Origin of the sequence: Bacteroides sp. PHL 2737, from assembly GCF_004115325.2 — a bacterium.
Lineage (GTDB): Bacteria > Bacteroidota > Bacteroidia > Bacteroidales > Bacteroidaceae > Bacteroides > Bacteroides hominis.
On sequence record NZ_CP040630.1, the window covers coordinates 4855557 to 4874712 of the forward strand.

The window sequence follows — 19156 nt, forward strand, 5'->3', positions numbered from 1 at the left end:
GCAAAGGAACGCGGAATCCCATTTCTCAACTAAAAGATTTGTTTCAAAGGCTGCTACTTTTGATTCACCGGCACATTACATATTAATTATCAATCGTTTACAAAAACAGAAAAAAGTCAGTTTACAGCAATAAATATGAGATGATACCATTCTTCCTTCAATTGATTTATAGAAAGAACAGATAAAAGAAGATATCAGATACGCAAAATCACTTTCCTTTTCCTTCCAGCAGATCTGCGATCTTCTGCTTCAGGTTCAGTTTCAACATTTCATCCTGTCGCAACTCGATCTCCAAAGTGATCTTTGCATTTCCCATTTTAAACGTCTCCTCTTCATCAACAGGGAGAGCAACTCCTTTTTTTATGGAATATAGAACAGCAAAATCATAATCCAGTGCCAATGACAAACTATACAGCGTATCTGTATCAATGCTCTTTCGTGTCAGCAGATAGTCCACACTCTGTGGCCTCACCCCCAATCTGCGGGCAAGTTCGGCTTTTGTCACCTGCCTTTCGGCCATGACCTGTTTTATCACTTCACCTATGTATACATTACTCTTCTTCATATTCTAAATACCATTCAGTCATCCAAAATGCCAATCACGTAAAAATCCCCGACAGCCGTCACGGACACCGGGGAGGTATAAATAAATGGACTTATTTATAAAATCACCCACCCGACCGATAGCCTATCGGCCGGATGGAGATAGAGGTCAAAACTTAAATCCGATCTTCAATGTCGGAGCCGCCAAAACACTGTAGTTATGGCTGTCTGCCGACAGATCGCCAAGACCGGCTTGCGGATTATACGTAGTCTTGTTGTACGTATAAGCAAACGGATCGATTTGCGCACCGACGTAGAGGGCAGGAAGAACATAGTAATCGACACCGATAGTCAGGGCGCCACGAAGATTCCAGCTCTCGGCAACCGATTTGCCCATAGAGGTCTCTTCATCATACTTCATTTCATTTTCGCCGTAAGCAAAACCTACGCGAACGCCTGTATACCACATCAGGTTAGGAACACGCTTGATGTTGAAATAACGATCAACACCTGCCGACACATTATAGGCGAACGACTGAGCACTGGCTACGGCACGGTAGTTAGGGATTTCTCCCATATTCTCGTCTGCCGAGTTATCCTTATTCGAATCGTCTATCGTGCCGGGAACAGCCGGATAACCGGGGTTATTCGTGAAGCTGACACCGCCACCCAAATTTAGTTTCCACTGATCTTTGAAGAACCAGCCCCCTTCGAAACCAACCATCAGCTTTTTGTCTGCCCAGTTGGTTGAGAGCGCTCTGACTTCATAGTCAGTCAGCAGCCCCGAAGGGGCTGTGACGTTTGTGTAACTATTGTATCCAACAGTAGCTGCTACCGTAAAGTCACCCTTTTTAGGAGTATTGTCTTTACTACAGTTCTGCGCATTAGCTGCAAGACACATCATGGGTAGAACGGCCAACACTAAAAGTCTTTTTATTTTCATACGATACTTTTTTTGATTTGTTGTTTATTTGCCGTTACTATTGGCGATTATTCTGCAGAGTCACCTACTAAAGCTTTGATCTGAGCCAAATAATCATTGTAAATAGGTTCATTTACAGCCAAACTATTTTCAAGGTCAGCAATTAATTTCTCCTGATTTGCGATAGCCTGTTCCTCTGATACAATTGAAGCGGCGTTAGCTATATTTACATCGGCAGTAGCAATAGCTTGTTTCTGGGCTAAAATCAACTGATCGTAATCAGCTAAGCCATTAGCTATACTTTGCAATGTATAGGCCAAAGAACTTTGAACAGAATAATTATGAGAAGCTTTATTGTAAGCAATTGCGGTCTCTACCTGTGCTTTGACGGCATTATCCATAACTGTTAATAAATTAGCATATGCTGTAGCATTGTCACCCGAAACATTAGCCAATACATTATTCCAAGACTTCAAGTTATTTTCACTATCCGTTACATCTGTAGTAGCATCCTTAACTGCAGTTTCCAAAGGCTGCATGTAAGCACTTAAATTATCCTCCGCTGTACGTAGTTCACTCAAAGCAGTATTTTTATCTGCTTCGGTTTTAGCATCATCAAATTTCTTCTGCGCATCAGTTACAGCCTTTGTCAGACTTTTATAAGTATCAGAAGCCTTTGCATCTGTCAAAGCCTTATTAGCATCTGCAAGAACAGCTTTACTTACACTCAAATATCTTGTTTGATTAGTAATTGTCTCATTGATACGATCCAAATTAGCAGTATATTTGGTATAAGAGCGAGGCCATACTGTTCCGTTAGTAGAATCATCGTTTGTATAATTCACACCTTCTCCCCTAATATATTCCGTATCATAGTAAGACGAACCTATTTGCTGCAATGTCTGAACATAAAGAGAACCATACAAATTAGTAGATGCTACCTGATAAGCTTGTTGCGCATTTTGATCAGCTGTATTTTTTTCACCTTTAATCTGGTCAAGAGCAGTCAATTTAGCATTAGCTTCCTGAGCCGCTTTCTCAGCATCGGCCTTATCTTTAGTACTATACTTCTCATATTCCGCAATTAATGCCTGAGCAACAGCTTTATTTTTTTCCTCATTAGCTATTGTTTGCTGATTGCTTAACTCTACTGACACTAAACCAGCTTTCAATCTTGCCAACTGATCTTTTGCATCAATTAAACTCTGTCTATCGTTATTGATCGTTGTCAGCAACCCATTAGCTTTACCTAACAGAGTTGTAATTCTTGTCTTATTGGCCTGATCTACGTCATCCAAAGCGGCAATAAGGGCAGCTTTAGCAGTTTCCAAAGAAGCTTTGGCATAATTCAATTGTGCTTCAGCATTAATTTTAGCAGCTTCAAGTTCCGCCTCCAAAGCAGCCTGAGCTTTCTCCAATAAGATTTTTTGTTGATCTGCTTGAGCCTGCTCCAATTCAGCTTGTGCTTTTTTATAAGCGGCTTCGGCCTCTTTTATTGCAACTTCAGCCGCAGTAATAGCTTTCTTAGCATCCGCATTCGCATTATTCATGTTCGCAACAGACTCTAATTGCTTTGCTTTTGCGTTACGCACCGCTGTTACCGATGCCGATTCGTCGTTGTCTACGCAAGCTCCCAGTGACAACGCACCCAGAAGCACTGCAACCATCATGAGTTTCTTTTTCATAATCTCAATTTTTAGTGTTAATAATATAATTAATTCAATATTAGTGTAATACCTTTATTTTTCTCTATTCTATCAAAATTGGCTATATTTGCCAATGGTTAACATACTTTTCAAAGAACCCTTTAATAATTGGGTATATTTAATTGTTCGAAGCAAATGTAGATATTATAATTATACTAAGCAAGAGTTAAGAGAAAAAAAATTAGAGTTTTTTGTATAAGTCTGAGTTTTAATGGAATCCAAGTGAAAAGAAAAAGCCTAAACAGCTTCTTCATATCCATATAATCATAAAACAAGGAAATATCCACGTAATATAGAACTGTGAAAAAAGCCCTCAACATAAAAGAAAATAAAGATATTATTATTTCATATATAATAATGTATAGCATTATATACATATCAAACGAACATCTTACAAGCCGCTAATATATAAGATGTTATCACAAAAAGAATCTGCAATTCCCGGAGATATGGCCTTAGATTCACTTCCGGAGATAATAAAACAGACACCAACCGAATTGGATAACTCAAGTTTAGAAAGCGGATTTACACCGCTTGAACCGGTATCTTCACCCTTATGCCTTTCTTCATTAACATTGTTAACACCTTTTTCAGGCTTGTCTTATTCTTATGCGCAAATAACAAGTCTTTTGCATTTAAAGAACTTGTTATTCACATCTAAAGAACAAGCTTTAACTCTGTGTTAAAACAAAGCTTTTGAGGACAGAAATCTTACTGTTTAAAGATGTTGATTTTCAGATGGTTTAGTCTAAAATTCGCTTCTTCACCTCACGGATGGACTCTTCGGGCGAAAGCCGGGATACTTACTTCTTTGTCAACTATAAACAACGAGTTTCAGCATTGTGAAACCAAGTATTTTTAAAAGATGCGCAAAGATAACGCAACCACACTAAAAATCAAATAGTTATAAAACAGATTTTTTTAGCGAAGTCGGACAAGAAAACAAAGGAAAGCATATTTGGAAGGGAGTTACGTTACCAGTTTGTATCCTGTTAAAGCAAAAACGGTCAAAACGCAGGAAACACTTATCAGCTATTGCAACCGATACAACCACCAACTTGCAGCCAGAATCGGTGTAAACATAACATTGGAAAGTTATAAACGATACGGCGCATCATTCAACCACCTACGCCGTTTTCTACGAACAAAGTACAATCTGAGTGACATTTCGTTTCAAGCATTGGATTATTCTTTTGTCGAAGCCTTTGATTTCTACCTACGGGTACAATTGAAATTCAAGCCCAATACCATTGTAGGTATTTGGGGTAACTCAAAAGGCAGCGAGTTGCTCGCCACACCTTGCCCCTACAGGGAGCAATCGCCCTCCCCCAAGTCGGGCGATTGTAGAAATCAAGAATAGGATTACTAAATAAATATATAAGAAAACAATGTTACTAATCTGCATTTTCAATATATTTGCAGTAGATGGAAATTATGGAAAGAGGAATGGAAAGATCTTAAAATAGATGAGATAAAAAAAGAATGGTATAAATAATAATAAATGAAAATAATCCATACTGCAGATTGGCATTTAGGGCAGACGTTTTTTGAATATGACCGTAAAGGTGAACAGACTCTATTTTTGACGTGGTTTCGAGAGCAAGTGAAAGTTCACGAGGTGAATGTGTTGTTTACTGCCGGAGATTTGTTTGATATCCCAAACCTATCGGCTGAATTACAACGGCAGTACTATACTTTTTTCAAAGAGGTGACGGCGAAGAATTTCGCTCTGCAAATCATCATTATTGCCGGAAATCATGACTCGGAAGCCCAGCTCGAAGTTCTCAATTCGCTTTTGGTATCGATGGATGTTACTGTGTGGGGAATTGTCAAGCGTACCGAAGAGGGTAATATTGATTTCGACCATTTGATTGTACCGCTCGGTAAAAGAGAGTATTGTTTGGTTGTACCCTATTTGCGACAAGAGGATTATCCCGAATCAGATGCCTATGCAGAAGGAGTGCAAGTGATGTATAGAGAACTTTTTGATACACTACCTATGCCGGACAAAAGTAAACTTTTCATTGTAATGTGGTATTTGCAGGCTATGTGTTCGAAGATTTTGGAAAAGAACCGTGCCGAACGCACGATTATCGGAAGGTTAGAGTGTTTTTCGCCTGAAGTATTCGACGAAGAGATTGCATACACGGCACTCGGACACTTGCACTGTACCCAAAGGGTGTCGAGGCATGAGAATGTCCGATATGCAGGTGCTCCGTTACCGATGTTATTTGCCGAAAAAATAACAAAGAAAGTGTACTGAAAAAAATATAATAGATTAGTATTGAAAGAATTCATGATATGGCAAAAGAAATAATAATAAATGATAGCGAGTACGCTCAAATATTACAGCTGGCAGTCTCTGAAATTCAGACCGCTCGCACTATCATTGCCCGGCAAGTAAACACTTCCGTCAATTCTGTATATTGGAATATCGGAAAGTTGCTCTTTGATAGAAATTTAGAGAGTGGATATGGTAGTGGCGTAGTTAAACGATTATCAGTGGATTTGAAAGAACAGTTTCCGGATATGGGATTGTCTCCTCGTAATCTATGGGATATGAAGCGTTTTTATGAAAGATATAAAACTTGTGATTCAAAACTGCGACAAGCTGTCGCAGTTTTACCTTAGGGACATAATTTATTATTGATAAACAAGATAGATGACAATAATGCTGTGAAATTTTATGCAGAAGAGTGCTTGCAGAAAGGTTGGTCGAGAGATATGTTACTCAATGCAATAAAGATGAATACTTACGCAGCTCATCAGACACAAATCAAAACGAATAATTTTGATTCGGTCTTACCTGTAGCACAAGCAGACTATGCGAATGAGGTCTTTAAAAGTTCATACAACTTGGGGTTTCTTGGGATAACAGAACCGGTTAAAGAGCTGGAATTGGAGAAGCGGCTGGTTGCTAAAATCAGATCGTTTATACTGGAGTTAGGTAAGGGATTTTCTTTTATTGGAAACCAATACCGTCTGGAGTATAACAACAAGGAATATGCGGTGGATATGCTATTCTTTCACAGGGGGTTGCGGTCACTTGTTGCCATCGAATTGAAGATCGGTGCTTTTAAGGCAGAATAAAATGTTCCTCTTTCTTCACAATAGTCGTAAGCAATCTAATATTTTATTTATCAATAAAATAATCTTAATTAATCCTTTATTTTTCTGAACACAAAGATAGATTCCAAAAATAAAACGGCAACACCAAGCCCTACGGGTTCTGATAAATTTCTTCCTTTTTCGTTCCTTAAAAGAGTAAATTTATCAAAAGAGCTACTTTATTTATTCTCTCCATATAGTTAATGCTTATCAGAGAAAAAAAGGAAAAAATATATTGGTTACATTAGGGTACTATAGTAGTCAATTCTTCTTGCTTTAGGTACTATTTTCTCAGCCAATTCGTTTTAGTGATAACCTCCTATTTTTTCGTAGATTGAACATACTGGTTAACTAATGCTATCATTTCATTTTTTACGTCTTTGATAAAAACGGACTCACTCATTGATTTCAATTCATCAAGCGTTACCCATTTGACTTCTGTGTGATTTATAGATTTAGGTTCACCACTTTTATACATACATAAAAAGAATACTCCTTGAATTGGTGATTGTTTATTCGGTGATATATAATAGAATCGATGGATTTTGTTAATAACTTCAACATCAAGCCCCATCTCTATTTTAAAATGCCTTTTTACGCCATCATTAAATAATTCACCGGGTCTTAATTGTCCTCCACAACCTTCGTATTTATCAGGAAATAAATCTCTATCTGGACTTCTTCGAGCTATCAATATGGAAATTATTTCATTCTCTTGTTTAATACAAAGTCCTGCAACATGCACCTCTACTAAATGTTTATAATCTTCTCTATTTATCAACAATGAAGTGCTATTTTTATCATTAAAATCAATACAATTTTTATGAAAATCGCCACTACTGTCTATTGAGAAAATATTTTGTCTACTTGGACATATAGTATCTTCGCAGATAGGAATAATCAATTCAATATTTTTAATAAATGAAACATCTCCAAAATCCCCATTAATTATTTTCTGATATGTTTTTAATAAATCTGTTTTTGAATTATTCCTTGTTCTTATTGGATATGAAATAGTAATATCCTCAATTTTTTTATCTCGCCAAAAATCGATGAATTTTTTTGTATTGGAAAGAAAGTAAGAATCTCCAATGACATTAATATTAAATCGAATATTTAATGATTGACATTTTGATAAAAATTCAACTACCTTGTCAAATGCATTGTTGTTTTTTTCTATGTGTTTAGTTTTACAATAATTATCATTCTTATATCCTTCCAAGCTAACAACAAACTTATCAAACTTACTAAATTGATTTATTTTATCAATTAAAGCAATTTGATTATGATAATAAATCCCATTAGTGCATATGGAAAATTTCATTACTGGAGATTCGTTTATTTTTTCTACTATATCAAATAAATTACTAATAAGGAAAGGTTCTCCTCCTGATAATACCATTTTTTCTACTTGATATTTACTTATATTATTGTAAATTTTATCATAATCAACATTTATATTTATGGGATTTGTATCAACCTCTATGTCAATAAAACAATGGCGACAATGTGTAGAACAATGATGTGTCATTCTCCAACAGACTGTTTTAGTCTTGTCATTAAATCTACATAATCTAATATTTGAAGTTGGATAATTAGTCTTTTTGTATAGCATAATTAATTTATTGTAAACGTATTTCAAATCTTTATATACGCTTAAATTTTCAAACTCGTCAATATCTTTAAATATTAACTTAGGATTTTTTTGCAGATTCTTTAATTTGAAAGCATAATACATGGAAATATGATATTTTTCTTTTGATGTTTTATTATCTCCAAATTCTTGTATCATAAAAAAAGGAGGAGGCGTGATATTATGATTCAAATATTCTCTGAAGAATTTTTTTTCTTCATCTGTCTTCAATAAATCCTTAAGTAAATATTCTCTATTATTTCCAGAATAAGATAGGTCAATCAATTCAATATCTATATCTTCCAGCCCTGTTTCTTTTCGTATTGTTTCAATCATTTTTTTAAATGGTGTTTCCAAGGACATATTTAGCATTGGCTTATTCGTTCTATAATAAGAACCAGGCTGCATATGTAAACCGTTATTGTTTTTTATCAATAACATCTTGTTATTTTCATCAATAATTATTGCAGATACAGCAAATACCCCCTTTGGATGTAAAATATGTAGTCTAAAAATAGTATAATACGCCGAACATATAATAAATATAAATATACCTGTTAGTATGTATATACTACCACAGTCATTTGCGATAGCGTAAAGGAGATTACCTATGCTAAAGATTACTGGTATCCAATCTAGTATCAATTTCATATTATATTAATAGATGAGGTTTAACTTGTTTATATAGACAAAAATATGAATATTTATTTATATTTGCATCTTTTGAAATGTTATTGTTTAGCCAAGCTATACTTTTTTTCAATCCGCTCCGCAAGGTTAGTCATATCCTCATTAATTTTGGTACGGGTTATATCCGCATAGATTTGAGTAGTGGAAATGCTTCGATGTCCTAATGTTTGGCTTATCGTTTCTATTGGAACACCCATTGAAAGCCAAGAGTTGCATAGCTATGTCTTGCCTTGTGATAGGTTAGCCGCTTCTCGACATTGGCTGTTTTGGCTATCTTTTTCAACTGAATATCAGCATTTTCTATTGTGCACAACCTAAAGACCTTTCCATCAAGCCCGGCAAAAGCCGTATTCCGGTATTTCTCAATAAGTAGTCCAGATCCGAAAAGGGGAAGATCCCGAAGTGGAAGGCAAAAAACTGGTGAAGAACAGCGAACTCAACGATGAAAGGCGTATCGCCAAACTTGCCCGCCGGTATAAGTTCGACGAACACCAGCTTCCGTGGAAAGAACTCGCCGTATTGGGAATTAACAAGCAACTCTTGTTCGACAACCATTGCATGGGTGAGATACTGAAAGGAAGGATTACCTCAATGGCTTTCCCCATCAGCAAGGAAGTGAACGGTGAAAAGAAGGATATGGAGGAAGCCTGTTTCCTCTGCATCAAGGGCGAGGATGGCAAGGTGCAACTGAAAAACCCTAAGCAGGCTCGACAAACCGCAGTATGACCTACCTGCCTATAAGGGAATATTCACGGACGAGGAAAAGCTGTCGCTTAAAGACACTGGAACTTTGGGGGCAGTCAAGGAGATGAAGGACCCCCATACAGGAACGGTCTGCAACTGTTATGTATCTTTCCATGAACCGAGCAACCGTATCATTACCATGCCGGTGGATGCTATCAAGATACCCGATTACATATACAGTAAAAGACTGGATGACAAACAGAAGCAAATCCTTGCATCAGGAGACCGGCTTCCCATCAACGACATACAACGCAAAAACGACACACTGCTTTCCGGGGTTGCTTTCGTCGATCCGAGAATAATGGACATCGCATTCAAGCAGTCCGGCGAACAGCTGAAAGTCAACGACACTATCATGGGTACCAAAATCACGCCTGAACAGAAGAAGATGCTCCAGAACCATGAAATGGTCTTCTTCCAATTCATGAAGCCTTGCAATAATGGCATCTATATTCATTACATCCATATATGTTATGGTTTTAATCCAAGACTTTTTGAGCGACCTTTATTGCTTCTTTTTTCAAATTATCATTGTCCTCTTCAATAGCGTCAAGTACTTTGTCTGCAAGCCATAGCGTTAAGAGTTCCTTTTCATCAACCTTAAATTGTTTGGCAAGGGTAATTACCTACTCACGTTTTGCTCTTCTATCGCCACGTTCAATTTTGCTAAACATAGGAGTGTCTATTTCAAGAATAGCCGCTAATTGCCGTTGAAGCAATCCTTGTTCCTCTCTTAATTCTTTTATTCTCTTTCCTAATAACATATGTAATGAATTAAAGAAGTTTTTCTAATTCTTCTACAGGAGGGAGCAGTCTCTTTAGACGCTCATCCATATCGGCAGTAGTCTTATATGTCGCCACACCCATAGGCTTGTCATAGTCTTGGATTACATACTCAACAAATTTCTTATTGGCACTCTTGCAAAGAATGATTCCTATAGACGGATTCTCATTAGGCTTGCGTACTTCATCATCCAAAATACGCAGATATGCCGCCAATTGACCTAAATACGAGGTCTTGAACGGACCATCTTTCAATTCCACACAAACAAGAGCAGCCAACTCTCTATTGAAGAATAGCAAGTCCGGAAACTCCTCTACACCGAATTTTTCCAAATGATATTGGTTGCCTACAAATGTAAAATCCTTGCCGAATGTCATAATAAACTCTTTCACATTCTGCACTATGCTTTGTTCGATTACCCGTTCATCTCTATCCTTGTCCCTAACAAACAACTCTTCGGTGTTGATAAAGTCAAGCAGATATTCATCTTTGAACATCGTGATTGCACGATATGCCTGTAGCTGACCAGGGATTGTTTTCTTGAAATTATTTGTCAACTCACCTTGATGACTATACAAATCGTCATTTATCATTCGTTCCAAATCCTCTACCTTTGCTTTTGTGTCAGCTGCGAATTGAATGTAGAATTTTCGTTGCTCTGTATCCTTGACTTTGCTGATGATAACATAATGGTGGGTAAAACCAATGTTCATAAATGCTGCAATCGGGAAATTTGCATCTATCTTAAACTGCACTGTAGGCAATTCATTCGTTCCAACGAACGAATTATGCTTTTCGCTTATTAAATTGTTCGTTTCAACGAACGAATTGTCCGAAAGCATCTGCCACTCCTCATAGAATGTACGCATCTTTCGTAAGCTTGCTGCGGAAAAGCCTCTTAACCCGGGTAATTCTTTACGAAGTTGTTCGCTGATTGCTTCAATGAATCCCTTGCCCCAATTCTTATTGCGGGTATTCACAGAGACAAATCGTCCAATGCCGTAGTAAAGTGCTAATTGTTCTTGGTTAATTATAGCCAAGGCTCGTTGTTGGCTTTGCAAAATCGCACCTTTAATTGCTTGAACAGCATTGGTGAGTTCTGTATATTTCATTGTATTAATAATATTGCTCATTTTAATATCAAATTATTGTATATATCTTGAATAGTCAATATTTGACAACAAATTTAGTAAAAAGATTCTATAAGCAACCTTAGTTGTCCATTATTTTTTCTCCTAACCCAATAAATAGACTACTACCTTTTTCTTTCCGTTGGCATAAACTATTCAAAACCTTTAGCCTTATTTTGCTTGCCTCGTATGTTTTTAAGCCTAACCCCATTGATATACAAAATGATGCAGAACGATGAAACGTAATGCCACAAAGAAAAATCAGACTCTGTCATCGGGTAATGATTTGAAAACTGTCCGCCTTCATTCCCTTGCTTTATTGCCATTGTTCCTATTTCCGAGCTTCTCTGTTTAATGCGTTATAAATCAGTTCTTAAAGCATGTATTCACTTTTTTTGCTACGGGAGGGGCAGCCGGATGTAATTGTGCGATAGTGAACCTCATTTGTGCGTGTTCGCACAAATGCAAGAGAGCGTTCGGGAATATATTGTATTATATAATAGCTATTTAGCTATATGGCATGATTCTTGCAAGTATAAAGAAAAAACAGTAATAGAACATGATTAAGCATTACTTGAAAGTAGCATTACGCAATCTAATGAACTTTAAAGTTCATAGTCTTATTTCGGCTGTTTGTTTAGCGATAGGCATCACCTGCTTTTGTATGATGAATCATTTTATTGATGCCGTATCCGGTAAGATTGAACTGTCCGATGATAATGAATACAGCATCCGGTTGCTCGGAACATCTTCCCAGACAGCCGCCGATATCTATTTGTTTAAGGAGGATTTTGATTATCTGAAAGAGTTGCCGATAGCGGGCATAGATACCCTTGTGGCTTCTTCCTCTTATAGCAATGGAAAAGAAATTACGGCCATCGACAAAAAACAACGGGAACTGCCGTTTCTGGTGTCGTTCAAAGATGTATCATCTAATTATTTCACTTATAATTCGCTCCAATTGAAGTATGGCAATCAAGAGATAACAGCTCCCAACGAGGTGATCGTTTCCGAATCGTTTGCCCGGAAAGCATTTGGACAAGAAGATCCGATAGGTCAGGTCATCCGTCAGGAGACAGAGGCTAACGACTCGTCTGATCTTGTGGTGTATAAAATTGTCAATGTTGCTTTGACAGAAGAAAAAGATCATCGTGGAAAAACAATCGATTGTTATTTTCCCCTGTCCGCAAAGTCCCGTACTCCACTCAGTATCAGATCACGTCTCACCGGACAAACCACGACGGAAAGCCTGAATAAACAGTTAAAGAACCTGACCTGGAAGCATGGAGACCAGGATATCTATTTATATGCTTTCCTGGAGTCGGAACAGAATGACAGCGTCCAAAGAACGATAAGTATTCTGCTCGCCCGGTTTATAGCTTCGCTGATTTTATTGTCGGGTTTGATCAATTTTCTGAAGTTCATTATCCAGATGTTCTATAACCGGCAACGAGAACTGGTGCTTCGCAAATGTATCGGTTCGGACATCAAAGGATTGTTTGCCCTGCTTTTCGCCGAGATCTTCTGGATGCTATCTGTCGCTTTCTTTCTGTCATTGGCCGTGACGGAAATCACCCTCTCTCTGGCATATACATACATCCGTCCGGAAGACATGATCTCATTCTCCTTGGTAGATCTATATGGTTCACAATTAGGCTTGTATCTCGTTTTGCTGTTGATCTGCATGCTCGCCATTCTTTATCCTATCTATCGGTTACGCCGGTTGAGTGTCCTCCATTCGGTCGTGCAGAGACAGAAGCGGCACGTGTTCCGCAATTTCATGATTGCTTTACAATTGGCGATCTCCATCCTTTTCACAGGCGGTGTATTTGGCATAACGCTTTTGTTCGATGAGATGTTTGAAGGAATGTACCATCCTTTGAGCACGGAAGAAGAGAACCGGGTGATTTCAATATCGGTCAATACCATACGCATGCAGAAAAACATGGATGCCATTCTTTCGGATATCCAGTCCTTACCCGAGATAACCGATCGGACATCCGCTTTCAATACTTTCGATGCCGATGTTTATACCTACATGACCTACATGAAAAACGGAAAGCCGAGAGGAAGTGTGCTGATGAACGAAGCAGAACCCCATTATTTTGAGTTCTTCAAGATCCCGTTCTCCGGAAAATTGGTGGATAAGGATGCTCAAGACTTTGTTTATATAAGCGAACAGTTTAAAGAACAATTGCAAAAGGATAGTATAGAAGGTAGTGTCACGTTGGATGGCAAAGAATACCAGATTGCCGGAACTTACCGCGCACTGAACAAGGAAAATGCTCAGAACAGGGCAGTCGGTTCTGTCTTTTTAGTTAATCCGCAAGCTTATACCTATTACTTCAAAACCCTCCATTCGGATATTACTCCGGTCGCCCTGGAAAAAATAACAGAGATCTGCCGGCGTTATGTACCTGAGACATTGCCTCTTGATATTCGTAATATGGGTGATTCCAAACAGTCCGTTATGGGAACTGTAGCACTCTTGCAGACAGCATCCCTGTTGTTGGCAATAGTCAGTATCCTCTTGTTGATATTAAGTATTTATTCCGGAATCTCCATGGATGTGGTAAACCGTCAAAAGGAAGTAGCCATCCGAAAAATAAACGGAGCTACCCCGAAAGTGATTGCCCTGTTATTCGGCAAAATCTATCTGATCATTTACCTCTCTGTCTTCGTAATTATCTATCCGTTAGTACGATTGGTGTTGATAGGGATCGCACAAAAAAGTAGTTTGAAAAGCATATATAGTTGGAATTGGGGAATCTTGTTGTTCTTCACGATGGCCCTTTTGATCTTCTTGGTTACGGCATACAAGATTTATAAAGTAATGCACCTGAATCCGGCAAGTGTTTTGAAAAAGGAATAAAAACGACCTCTGTTGCGTCTGCCTGTTATGAGGGTGTGTCCAACTAAAGTGCCCCCCAAAAGTTTTGTGTCTGACTTTTGGGGGCAATATTAAACTCTATGATAAACTTCATTAAAGGGTACTCTGCCCCGTTCACCCCAGATTCCTTTATTTCCATCCCGTATTCCGCATGCAATCACCATGTTCACCCCGGCACCATGAGGCAATTTCAACAGTTTCTTCATTTGTTTACTGTCAAAGCCCTCCAAGGGACAAGTATCATATCCTTCGTTGGCCATTGCAATCATAAAGGTCTGAGCGGCAAGTGCACAAGATTTATGGACGACGACACGCATATCACCCTCGGAAACTTCACGCACAATAGGGCGGAAAAGGCCGATGGCTTTAGTCAATAAAACTCTCAAAAAACCCAGTATACCAAAGAAGCGGGCATAAAGAAACGGCATTAACTTTCCGTAATAGAGTTCTCTGTCCTTGATACGTTTTTCCTGACGCTCCCGGGGACTGTTTCGTCTGACGTACCCTCTTTCAAAATCGAGTACAAACCTGGCCCTGCTCCGATATAAATCCTGACGTGTAACAAAAACGACAATCTCTGAAGCTGTTGAAGTCGCAGTCTGGTCAAGACAGGCTTTGGATATCTTTGCCAGCAACTCCGGTTGCGTGACCTGATAAAACTCCCACAATTGCATATTCGAACTGTTAGGAGCCAGCGTTGCCAGTTCCAGACAATGTTTCACTTTCTCAGGGTCCAACGGCTTCGCTTTATCAAACACCCGTACGGAACGACGATAATTTAAGACTTCCTCTAAATTCATGTTCTATTATAATAAAAATTACCTTTCTCAACCCAACTGTCGCATGACGACTTCCGCCATTTCTTTTGAACTGAACGGGTTTTGCCCCGTTATCAGATTATGGTCCACCACTACTTTTGAGGTCATCGGAATCAATGCTTTTTCGTAATCGGCTCCTCTTTTTTTCAACTCTGCTTCAAGATCAAAAGGTACCTCCTTCTTTCTCCCGGCAACACTTTCCTCAAACCAGGAAAATCCTGTGAGCCTTTTATCTTTTATAAGATACTCTCCGTTGGACAATTTGACATTCAAAAGCCCACTTACACCATGGCAGATCGCGGCTACTATTTTAGTATGCTCGTAATGCTCCTTAATAATCGTCTGCAAGGTGGTATTATTAGGAAAATCATACATCGTACCATGTCCGCCCGCCAGATAGATACAATCAAACAGCTCTCCGGTAACCTCGTCCAAACTCTTCGCATGTCGCAACTCTTTCCTAAATTCAGGATCATCCCAATACCCTTTCGTAAGTTTGTCTAAAACCATCGGCTTTAAACTTTCCGGATCAACAGGGACGTTGCCACCTTTGGGGCTTGCTATGATTATTTCATAGCCCTTTTCTTCCGCACAATGATAGATGTGGGTCAACTCACTGAGCCACAACCCTGTTTCCAGATTTCCATCAGCATACATATCCGTTCCCGTTACAACAGCCAGCATTTTCAAAGTATCCATATATATTCTTTTTATAGTGACGTTATATAGGAACATGGCTGTAACTTACTTGTTACTTAACCAATCAGACTTTTAACTTTATTTTCAACCACTTGTGACCCGGCTTCTTAAAACATCCACATTCTTTGCCGGGAATATCAGCCAACTTCAAACTGCTGCTTCGCACATTCGTATCCTTCTTCATACAGATCGGTCAGTTTATGAATGTCACGTTCAATGCGATCGACAACAACCGGTTTCCGGGGCCGGATAACAGTTATATTTCCCTCTTCTTCCATACGCTCAACCATCTCCAATTGTTCGTTGTATACAGCACAACGCCTGCTCAACGCTTCACGTATCTTCGGATATTTACGATAAACAAAAGAGGGAATGCGGATGTCTTTATTCTCTTTCCGATAACCGCGGTTCCGGGTAAGGACAACCACATTGTTCCGATATCCATCGTCTATGGCACGTTGCAAAGGAATAGAGTCGACAATACCTCCGTCCAGCATGGGAATACCGTCTACATAAGCTATGGGGCAAACGAAAGGAAGGCTGCTGGAAGCACGGACAATGTCGATCACACGGTTTTTATCCTCTTTCTCCTCAAAATAATTGGCTTCTCCGGTCAGGCAATTGGTAGTCACCATCACATAACGCCCGGGAGAATTGAAGTATGCCTGATAATCGTATGGAAGTATATGCTCGGGAAACTCCGTAAAAAGGAGATCGAAGTCCAGAATATTCCGTTTCTTAAGCAGATGTTTCAGCCCGATATAATGATATTTTTCTAACAGGTCGATATTACTGTACTTGGCACGCCCACGCTGTCGGGACATATACGAAAGGCCGTTACAAGCCCCTGCAGACACCCCGATCGTATAAGGAAAACGAATATCATGGTCCATTAGATAGTCCAGTACCCCACAGGTAAACACTCCGCGCATACCTCCGCCTTCAAGCACCAGACCGGTTTGATTATCAATTGTCATCTTTCAGAATAATTAATCGTTATAAATTAGTAGTACCTTAGTTTTTCTTAGGCCGCCGGATGACTAACAAGGAAGGAAAATCACGGAACACTTCTTCCTCTTCGGACAACTTCGTATAGGACAGGTGGCTCATCACAAGCAAGCCGTCCTTTGCTACCGAAGCCAGATCAACGGCGCTACTAAAGGATTGCGTTCGTATCCGGGAGGAATATTTGGCCAATATCGGATCTGTAGACTGCCGGAAAGCCTCATCATCCGTATCGAAGAGGAAAAGATGTACCTGTGCGCCCCCCTCCAGCATACTCTCAAGATAAGTAAGCAGAAAAGCATCGATCACCCCACCCAACACAAAAGAGACGGGGACGTTTCCGCTATAACCACGGTTGACAAAAACGGCTACCGGACATTTCACCTGTTCCATCACATCATCTATCTTATCACGAAACAGAGAGAGCCATAACACTCCACTGCCTCCGGCAGCATCCGGTCTGTACTTACTTCCTGCTCCCAGCAGAAACATGTCAGGACGCTCTTTTCGTGCCAACCGGATCATATCCTGCACCAATTTATCGGTCACCCGGTAACGGTTTTCAACACTAAGTCCCAACTCGGAAGCTTTTTCGTCCACCAGCGAGAAACTATCACGGGCATATTGCTCTGCATTCAATGGGTTTAAGTCCGTCCCCACCGTAAAATGGGCAGCGACCACATGGGCAGCTTTCATCTTTTTTCCAAATAATAAGAAAAAGACGGAAAGCAGGCTGCGTCCCGACTCCGGTCGTCCAAAACAAAAGACCAACTTCAACTTAGCCGATAAACGTTCTTCGCGACGGGCAAAAATCTGTTCAACAAAATGCAGCAACGGGGTGGTCATGAAGGTAGTCACCAGAGCCATAATGACCAGGATTACAAAAATAGAAGGTGGAAGCACTCCCATTTCGTATCCGATGTTTAATGCGACCAACTCCATCAATCCCCGTGTATTCATCAGCGTACCGATAGTAAAACTGTCTTTCCACGACTCTCCCACCAAACGGGCGGCAACGGCGCAACCACCCAGTTTTCCTGCCACAGCAACCGTAATCAACAACAGGCAAACTCCCCAAAGCGCCGGACTGTTAATCAATCCGATCTCCGTACGCAACCCGGTAAAGGCAAAGAAAAGCGGAAGGAAAAAGACAAGAGCAATGTCTTCCACTTTTTCCATCATCACTTTACGGAATCCCAGGCTGGGAGGCATCACGACTCCTGCCATGAAGGCTCCGAACAGGGCATGAATACCGATAATCTCGGTAAGCGTAGAGGAAATAATCAAAATCAGCAGAATCAGGGCCACAAATGTTTTATTAATCACCTCCTGATTGGCATACACCTCTCCTACTTTCTTGAGAAACGGCCGTACCACCATAAACATGATTATGATATAAAGGGCAGTCAGCCCGATGGCATAAAGAGCGCTGGCAAATGTTCCGGCCTTGGCAATGGCTATGACTACAGCCAGCAAACACCAGGCAGTGACATCATCATTGGCAGCCGAAGCTATGGCCAAAGTTCCCAAAGGAGTTTTCGTCATATTCCGTTCCTGAATGATGCGGGCCAATACCGGGAAAGCGGTAATACTCATAGAGATACCGATGAAAAGGGCAAACGGCAGGAAACTTGTCTGGGCAGCGGCATATTCTTCATAAATCCAGTAAGATGCGACGATGCCGAGGAAGAACGGAACCAATATACCTGCATGGCTGATGACCAATGTTTCGTTGATCTTGTTTTTAAGTACACTGAAATCGAGTTCCATTCCGATCACAAACATGAAAAGTACCAGACCGACCTGGCTCAATAATTCAAGATTCGTAAGGGACTCCGGAGGGAACAGGGCCTGGAATACATCCGGAAAGAAATAGCCCAACACGGAAGGTCCCAACACAATTCCCGCCACAATCTCACCAATCACCCCCGGCTGCCCGATATGTTTAAACAGAAAACCAAAAAGCCTCACCATCAACAAGACAGCGATTATCTGTATCAACAATATACTTAACGGATGATGCAGGTTGTCGGTGACAAACTGACAAAACATAGCGAAAGGAGTCTCCTCCGCAACAGCTGATGATGCTACCACATGGTGTGAAAAACGGTCACCTTCCTCGATAGCCATGTAAATAAGTGCCCCGAAAAGGAGCAACATGATTACATAAATAAGATAATTTTTTTTGGCTCTCTGCATACAAGCATATTTTTGTGTGAAGTGTGTCTATGCAAAGATAAAACAAACCAAAAGAAAAAATAGTTTTAGAGCGGGTTTAAATATTGATTCATATAAAAAGGCACTGAAAAGAATATATGGACACTCTGTTTACTTTCCTTATTTCCGCTTCAAAGTTCCTGTTTGTCATCAGTAAAACGAAGATACAGAGGAATAAGAAAGAATAAAAGAGAAAGATAACCAACAGGAAAACAAGATTATAACAACACACAAAATTGATTTAAAACCAAAGGCTTGTTGATTTAA

At 39.6% G+C, this 19156-nt stretch carries 13 protein-coding genes and 4 pseudogenes; 6 read left to right on the forward strand and 11 right to left on the reverse strand.

The genetic code is table 11. The features are described 5' to 3' along the window. Window positions 1-208: 208 nt before the first annotated feature. The 3 genes from DBK98_RS20130 to DBK98_RS20140 form a co-directional block, all read right to left on the reverse strand. Window positions 209-565: a helix-turn-helix transcriptional regulator gene (locus DBK98_RS20130; RefSeq protein ID WP_032535686.1), complete on the reverse strand. Its 357-nt coding sequence runs from the start codon at window positions 563-565 to the stop codon at window positions 209-211. Window positions 566-712: 147 nt separating this feature from the next. Further along, entirely contained in the window at window positions 713-1486 is a 774-nt protein-coding gene (locus DBK98_RS20135; protein ID WP_033572500.1) for a BT1926 family outer membrane beta-barrel protein, read from the reverse strand. 47 nt (window positions 1487-1533) lie between these two features. Next, complete coding sequence (locus DBK98_RS20140; RefSeq protein ID WP_032536611.1) at window positions 1534-3150, reverse strand: hypothetical protein; 1617 nt, start codon at window positions 3148-3150, stop codon at window positions 1534-1536. 434 nt (window positions 3151-3584) lie between these two features. Between DBK98_RS20140 and DBK98_RS23685 the strand changes: the two genes are divergently transcribed. The 4 genes and pseudogenes from DBK98_RS23685 to DBK98_RS23690 form a co-directional block, all read left to right on the forward strand. Beyond that, window positions 3585-3857: a hypothetical protein gene (locus tag DBK98_RS23685; protein WP_156127614.1), complete on the forward strand. Its 273-nt coding sequence runs from the start codon at window positions 3585-3587 to the stop codon at window positions 3855-3857. Window positions 3858-4129: 272 nt separating this feature from the next. Beyond that, window positions 4130-4531: a phage integrase SAM-like domain-containing protein gene (locus tag DBK98_RS23425; RefSeq protein ID WP_229067022.1), complete on the forward strand. Its 402-nt coding sequence runs from the start codon at window positions 4130-4132 to the stop codon at window positions 4529-4531. A 141-nt stretch (window positions 4532-4672) separates the two neighbouring features. Continuing rightward, on the forward strand, window positions 4673-5434 hold the full coding sequence (locus tag DBK98_RS20155) for an exonuclease subunit SbcD (RefSeq protein ID WP_050503212.1): 762 nt from the start codon (window positions 4673-4675) through the stop codon (window positions 5432-5434). A 38-nt stretch (window positions 5435-5472) separates the two neighbouring features. Beyond that, window positions 5473-6258: pseudogene (locus DBK98_RS23690) on the forward strand (PDDEXK nuclease domain-containing protein); the annotation flags it as partial. Window positions 6259-6598: 340 nt separating this feature from the next. Here the strand turns inward: DBK98_RS23690 and DBK98_RS20165 are convergent. Both DBK98_RS20165 and DBK98_RS23695 read right to left on the reverse strand, forming a co-directional pair. Further along, complete coding sequence (locus DBK98_RS20165; RefSeq protein WP_033572499.1) at window positions 6599-8563, reverse strand: radical SAM protein; 1965 nt, start codon at window positions 8561-8563, stop codon at window positions 6599-6601. 80 nt (window positions 8564-8643) lie between these two features. Then, window positions 8644-8837 (reverse strand): annotated as a pseudogene (locus tag DBK98_RS23695) (tyrosine-type recombinase/integrase); the annotation flags it as partial. Window positions 8838-8971: 134 nt separating this feature from the next. Here DBK98_RS23695 and DBK98_RS20170 point away from each other — a divergent pair. Then, window positions 8972-9776 (forward strand): annotated as a pseudogene (locus DBK98_RS20170) (DUF4099 domain-containing protein); the annotation flags it as partial. A gap of 49 nt (window positions 9777-9825) precedes the next feature. On the opposite strand, the pseudogene DBK98_RS20175 reads toward DBK98_RS20170, so the two are convergent. Both DBK98_RS20175 and DBK98_RS20180 read right to left on the reverse strand, forming a co-directional pair. Continuing rightward, window positions 9826-10110 (reverse strand): annotated as a pseudogene (locus DBK98_RS20175) (helix-turn-helix domain-containing protein). A 10-nt stretch (window positions 10111-10120) separates the two neighbouring features. After that, window positions 10121-11242, reverse strand: a complete 1122-nt coding sequence (locus tag DBK98_RS20180; protein WP_032535642.1) for a YhcG family protein — start codon at window positions 11240-11242, stop codon at window positions 10121-10123. Between the two features lie 577 nt (window positions 11243-11819). Between DBK98_RS20180 and DBK98_RS20185 the strand changes: the two genes are divergently transcribed. Next, window positions 11820-14132: an ABC transporter permease gene (locus tag DBK98_RS20185; protein WP_032535641.1), complete on the forward strand. Its 2313-nt coding sequence runs from the start codon at window positions 11820-11822 to the stop codon at window positions 14130-14132. 89 nt (window positions 14133-14221) lie between these two features. Here DBK98_RS20185 and DBK98_RS20190 read toward each other — a convergent pair whose 3' ends face one another. From DBK98_RS20190 to DBK98_RS20205, 4 genes are all read right to left on the reverse strand, one after another. Further along, complete coding sequence (locus DBK98_RS20190) at window positions 14222-14950, reverse strand: nitroreductase family protein (protein ID WP_128900037.1); 729 nt, start codon at window positions 14948-14950, stop codon at window positions 14222-14224. Window positions 14951-14977: 27 nt separating this feature from the next. Beyond that, window positions 14978-15667, reverse strand: coding sequence for a type 1 glutamine amidotransferase domain-containing protein (locus tag DBK98_RS20195; protein ID WP_032535640.1), 690 nt, complete (start codon window positions 15665-15667; stop codon window positions 14978-14980). 137 nt (window positions 15668-15804) lie between these two features. After that, on the reverse strand, window positions 15805-16644 hold the full coding sequence (locus DBK98_RS20200) for a patatin family protein (protein WP_022011789.1): 840 nt from the start codon (window positions 16642-16644) through the stop codon (window positions 15805-15807). Between the two features lie 37 nt (window positions 16645-16681). Then, window positions 16682-18871 (reverse strand): cation:proton antiporter, encoded by a 2190-nt coding sequence (locus tag DBK98_RS20205; protein ID WP_022011790.1) that lies wholly within the window; start codon window positions 18869-18871, stop codon window positions 16682-16684. Window positions 18872-19156 lie beyond the last annotated feature (285 nt).

Coding starts and splice junctions, on each gene's coding strand:
- DBK98_RS20155 (WP_050503212.1), top strand. CDS start 4,673: ATGAAAATAATCCATACTGCAGATTGGCATTTAGGGCAGACGTTTTTT.
- DBK98_RS20185 (WP_032535641.1), top strand. CDS start 11,820: ATGATTAAGCATTACTTGAAAGTAGCATTACGCAATCTAATGAACTTT.
- DBK98_RS20195 (WP_032535640.1), bottom strand. CDS start 15,667: ATGGATACTTTGAAAATGCTGGCTGTTGTAACGGGAACGGATATGTAT.
- DBK98_RS23685 (WP_156127614.1), top strand. CDS start 3,585: ATGTTATCACAAAAAGAATCTGCAATTCCCGGAGATATGGCCTTAGAT.
- DBK98_RS20180 (WP_032535642.1), bottom strand. CDS start 11,242: ATGAAATATACAGAACTCACCAATGCTGTTCAAGCAATTAAAGGTGCG.
- DBK98_RS20130 (WP_032535686.1), bottom strand. CDS start 565: ATGAAGAAGAGTAATGTATACATAGGTGAAGTGATAAAACAGGTCATG.
- DBK98_RS20165 (WP_033572499.1), bottom strand. CDS start 8,563: ATGAAATTGATACTAGATTGGATACCAGTAATCTTTAGCATAGGTAAT.
- DBK98_RS20190 (WP_128900037.1), bottom strand. CDS start 14,950: ATGAATTTAGAGGAAGTCTTAAATTATCGTCGTTCCGTACGGGTGTTT.
- DBK98_RS20200 (WP_022011789.1), bottom strand. CDS start 16,644: ATGACAATTGATAATCAAACCGGTCTGGTGCTTGAAGGCGGAGGTATG.
- DBK98_RS20140 (WP_032536611.1), bottom strand. CDS start 3,150: ATGAAAAAGAAACTCATGATGGTTGCAGTGCTTCTGGGTGCGTTGTCA.
- DBK98_RS20205 (WP_022011790.1), bottom strand. CDS start 18,871: ATGCAGAGAGCCAAAAAAAATTATCTTATTTATGTAATCATGTTGCTC.
- DBK98_RS20135 (WP_033572500.1), bottom strand. CDS start 1,486: ATGAAAATAAAAAGACTTTTAGTGTTGGCCGTTCTACCCATGATGTGT.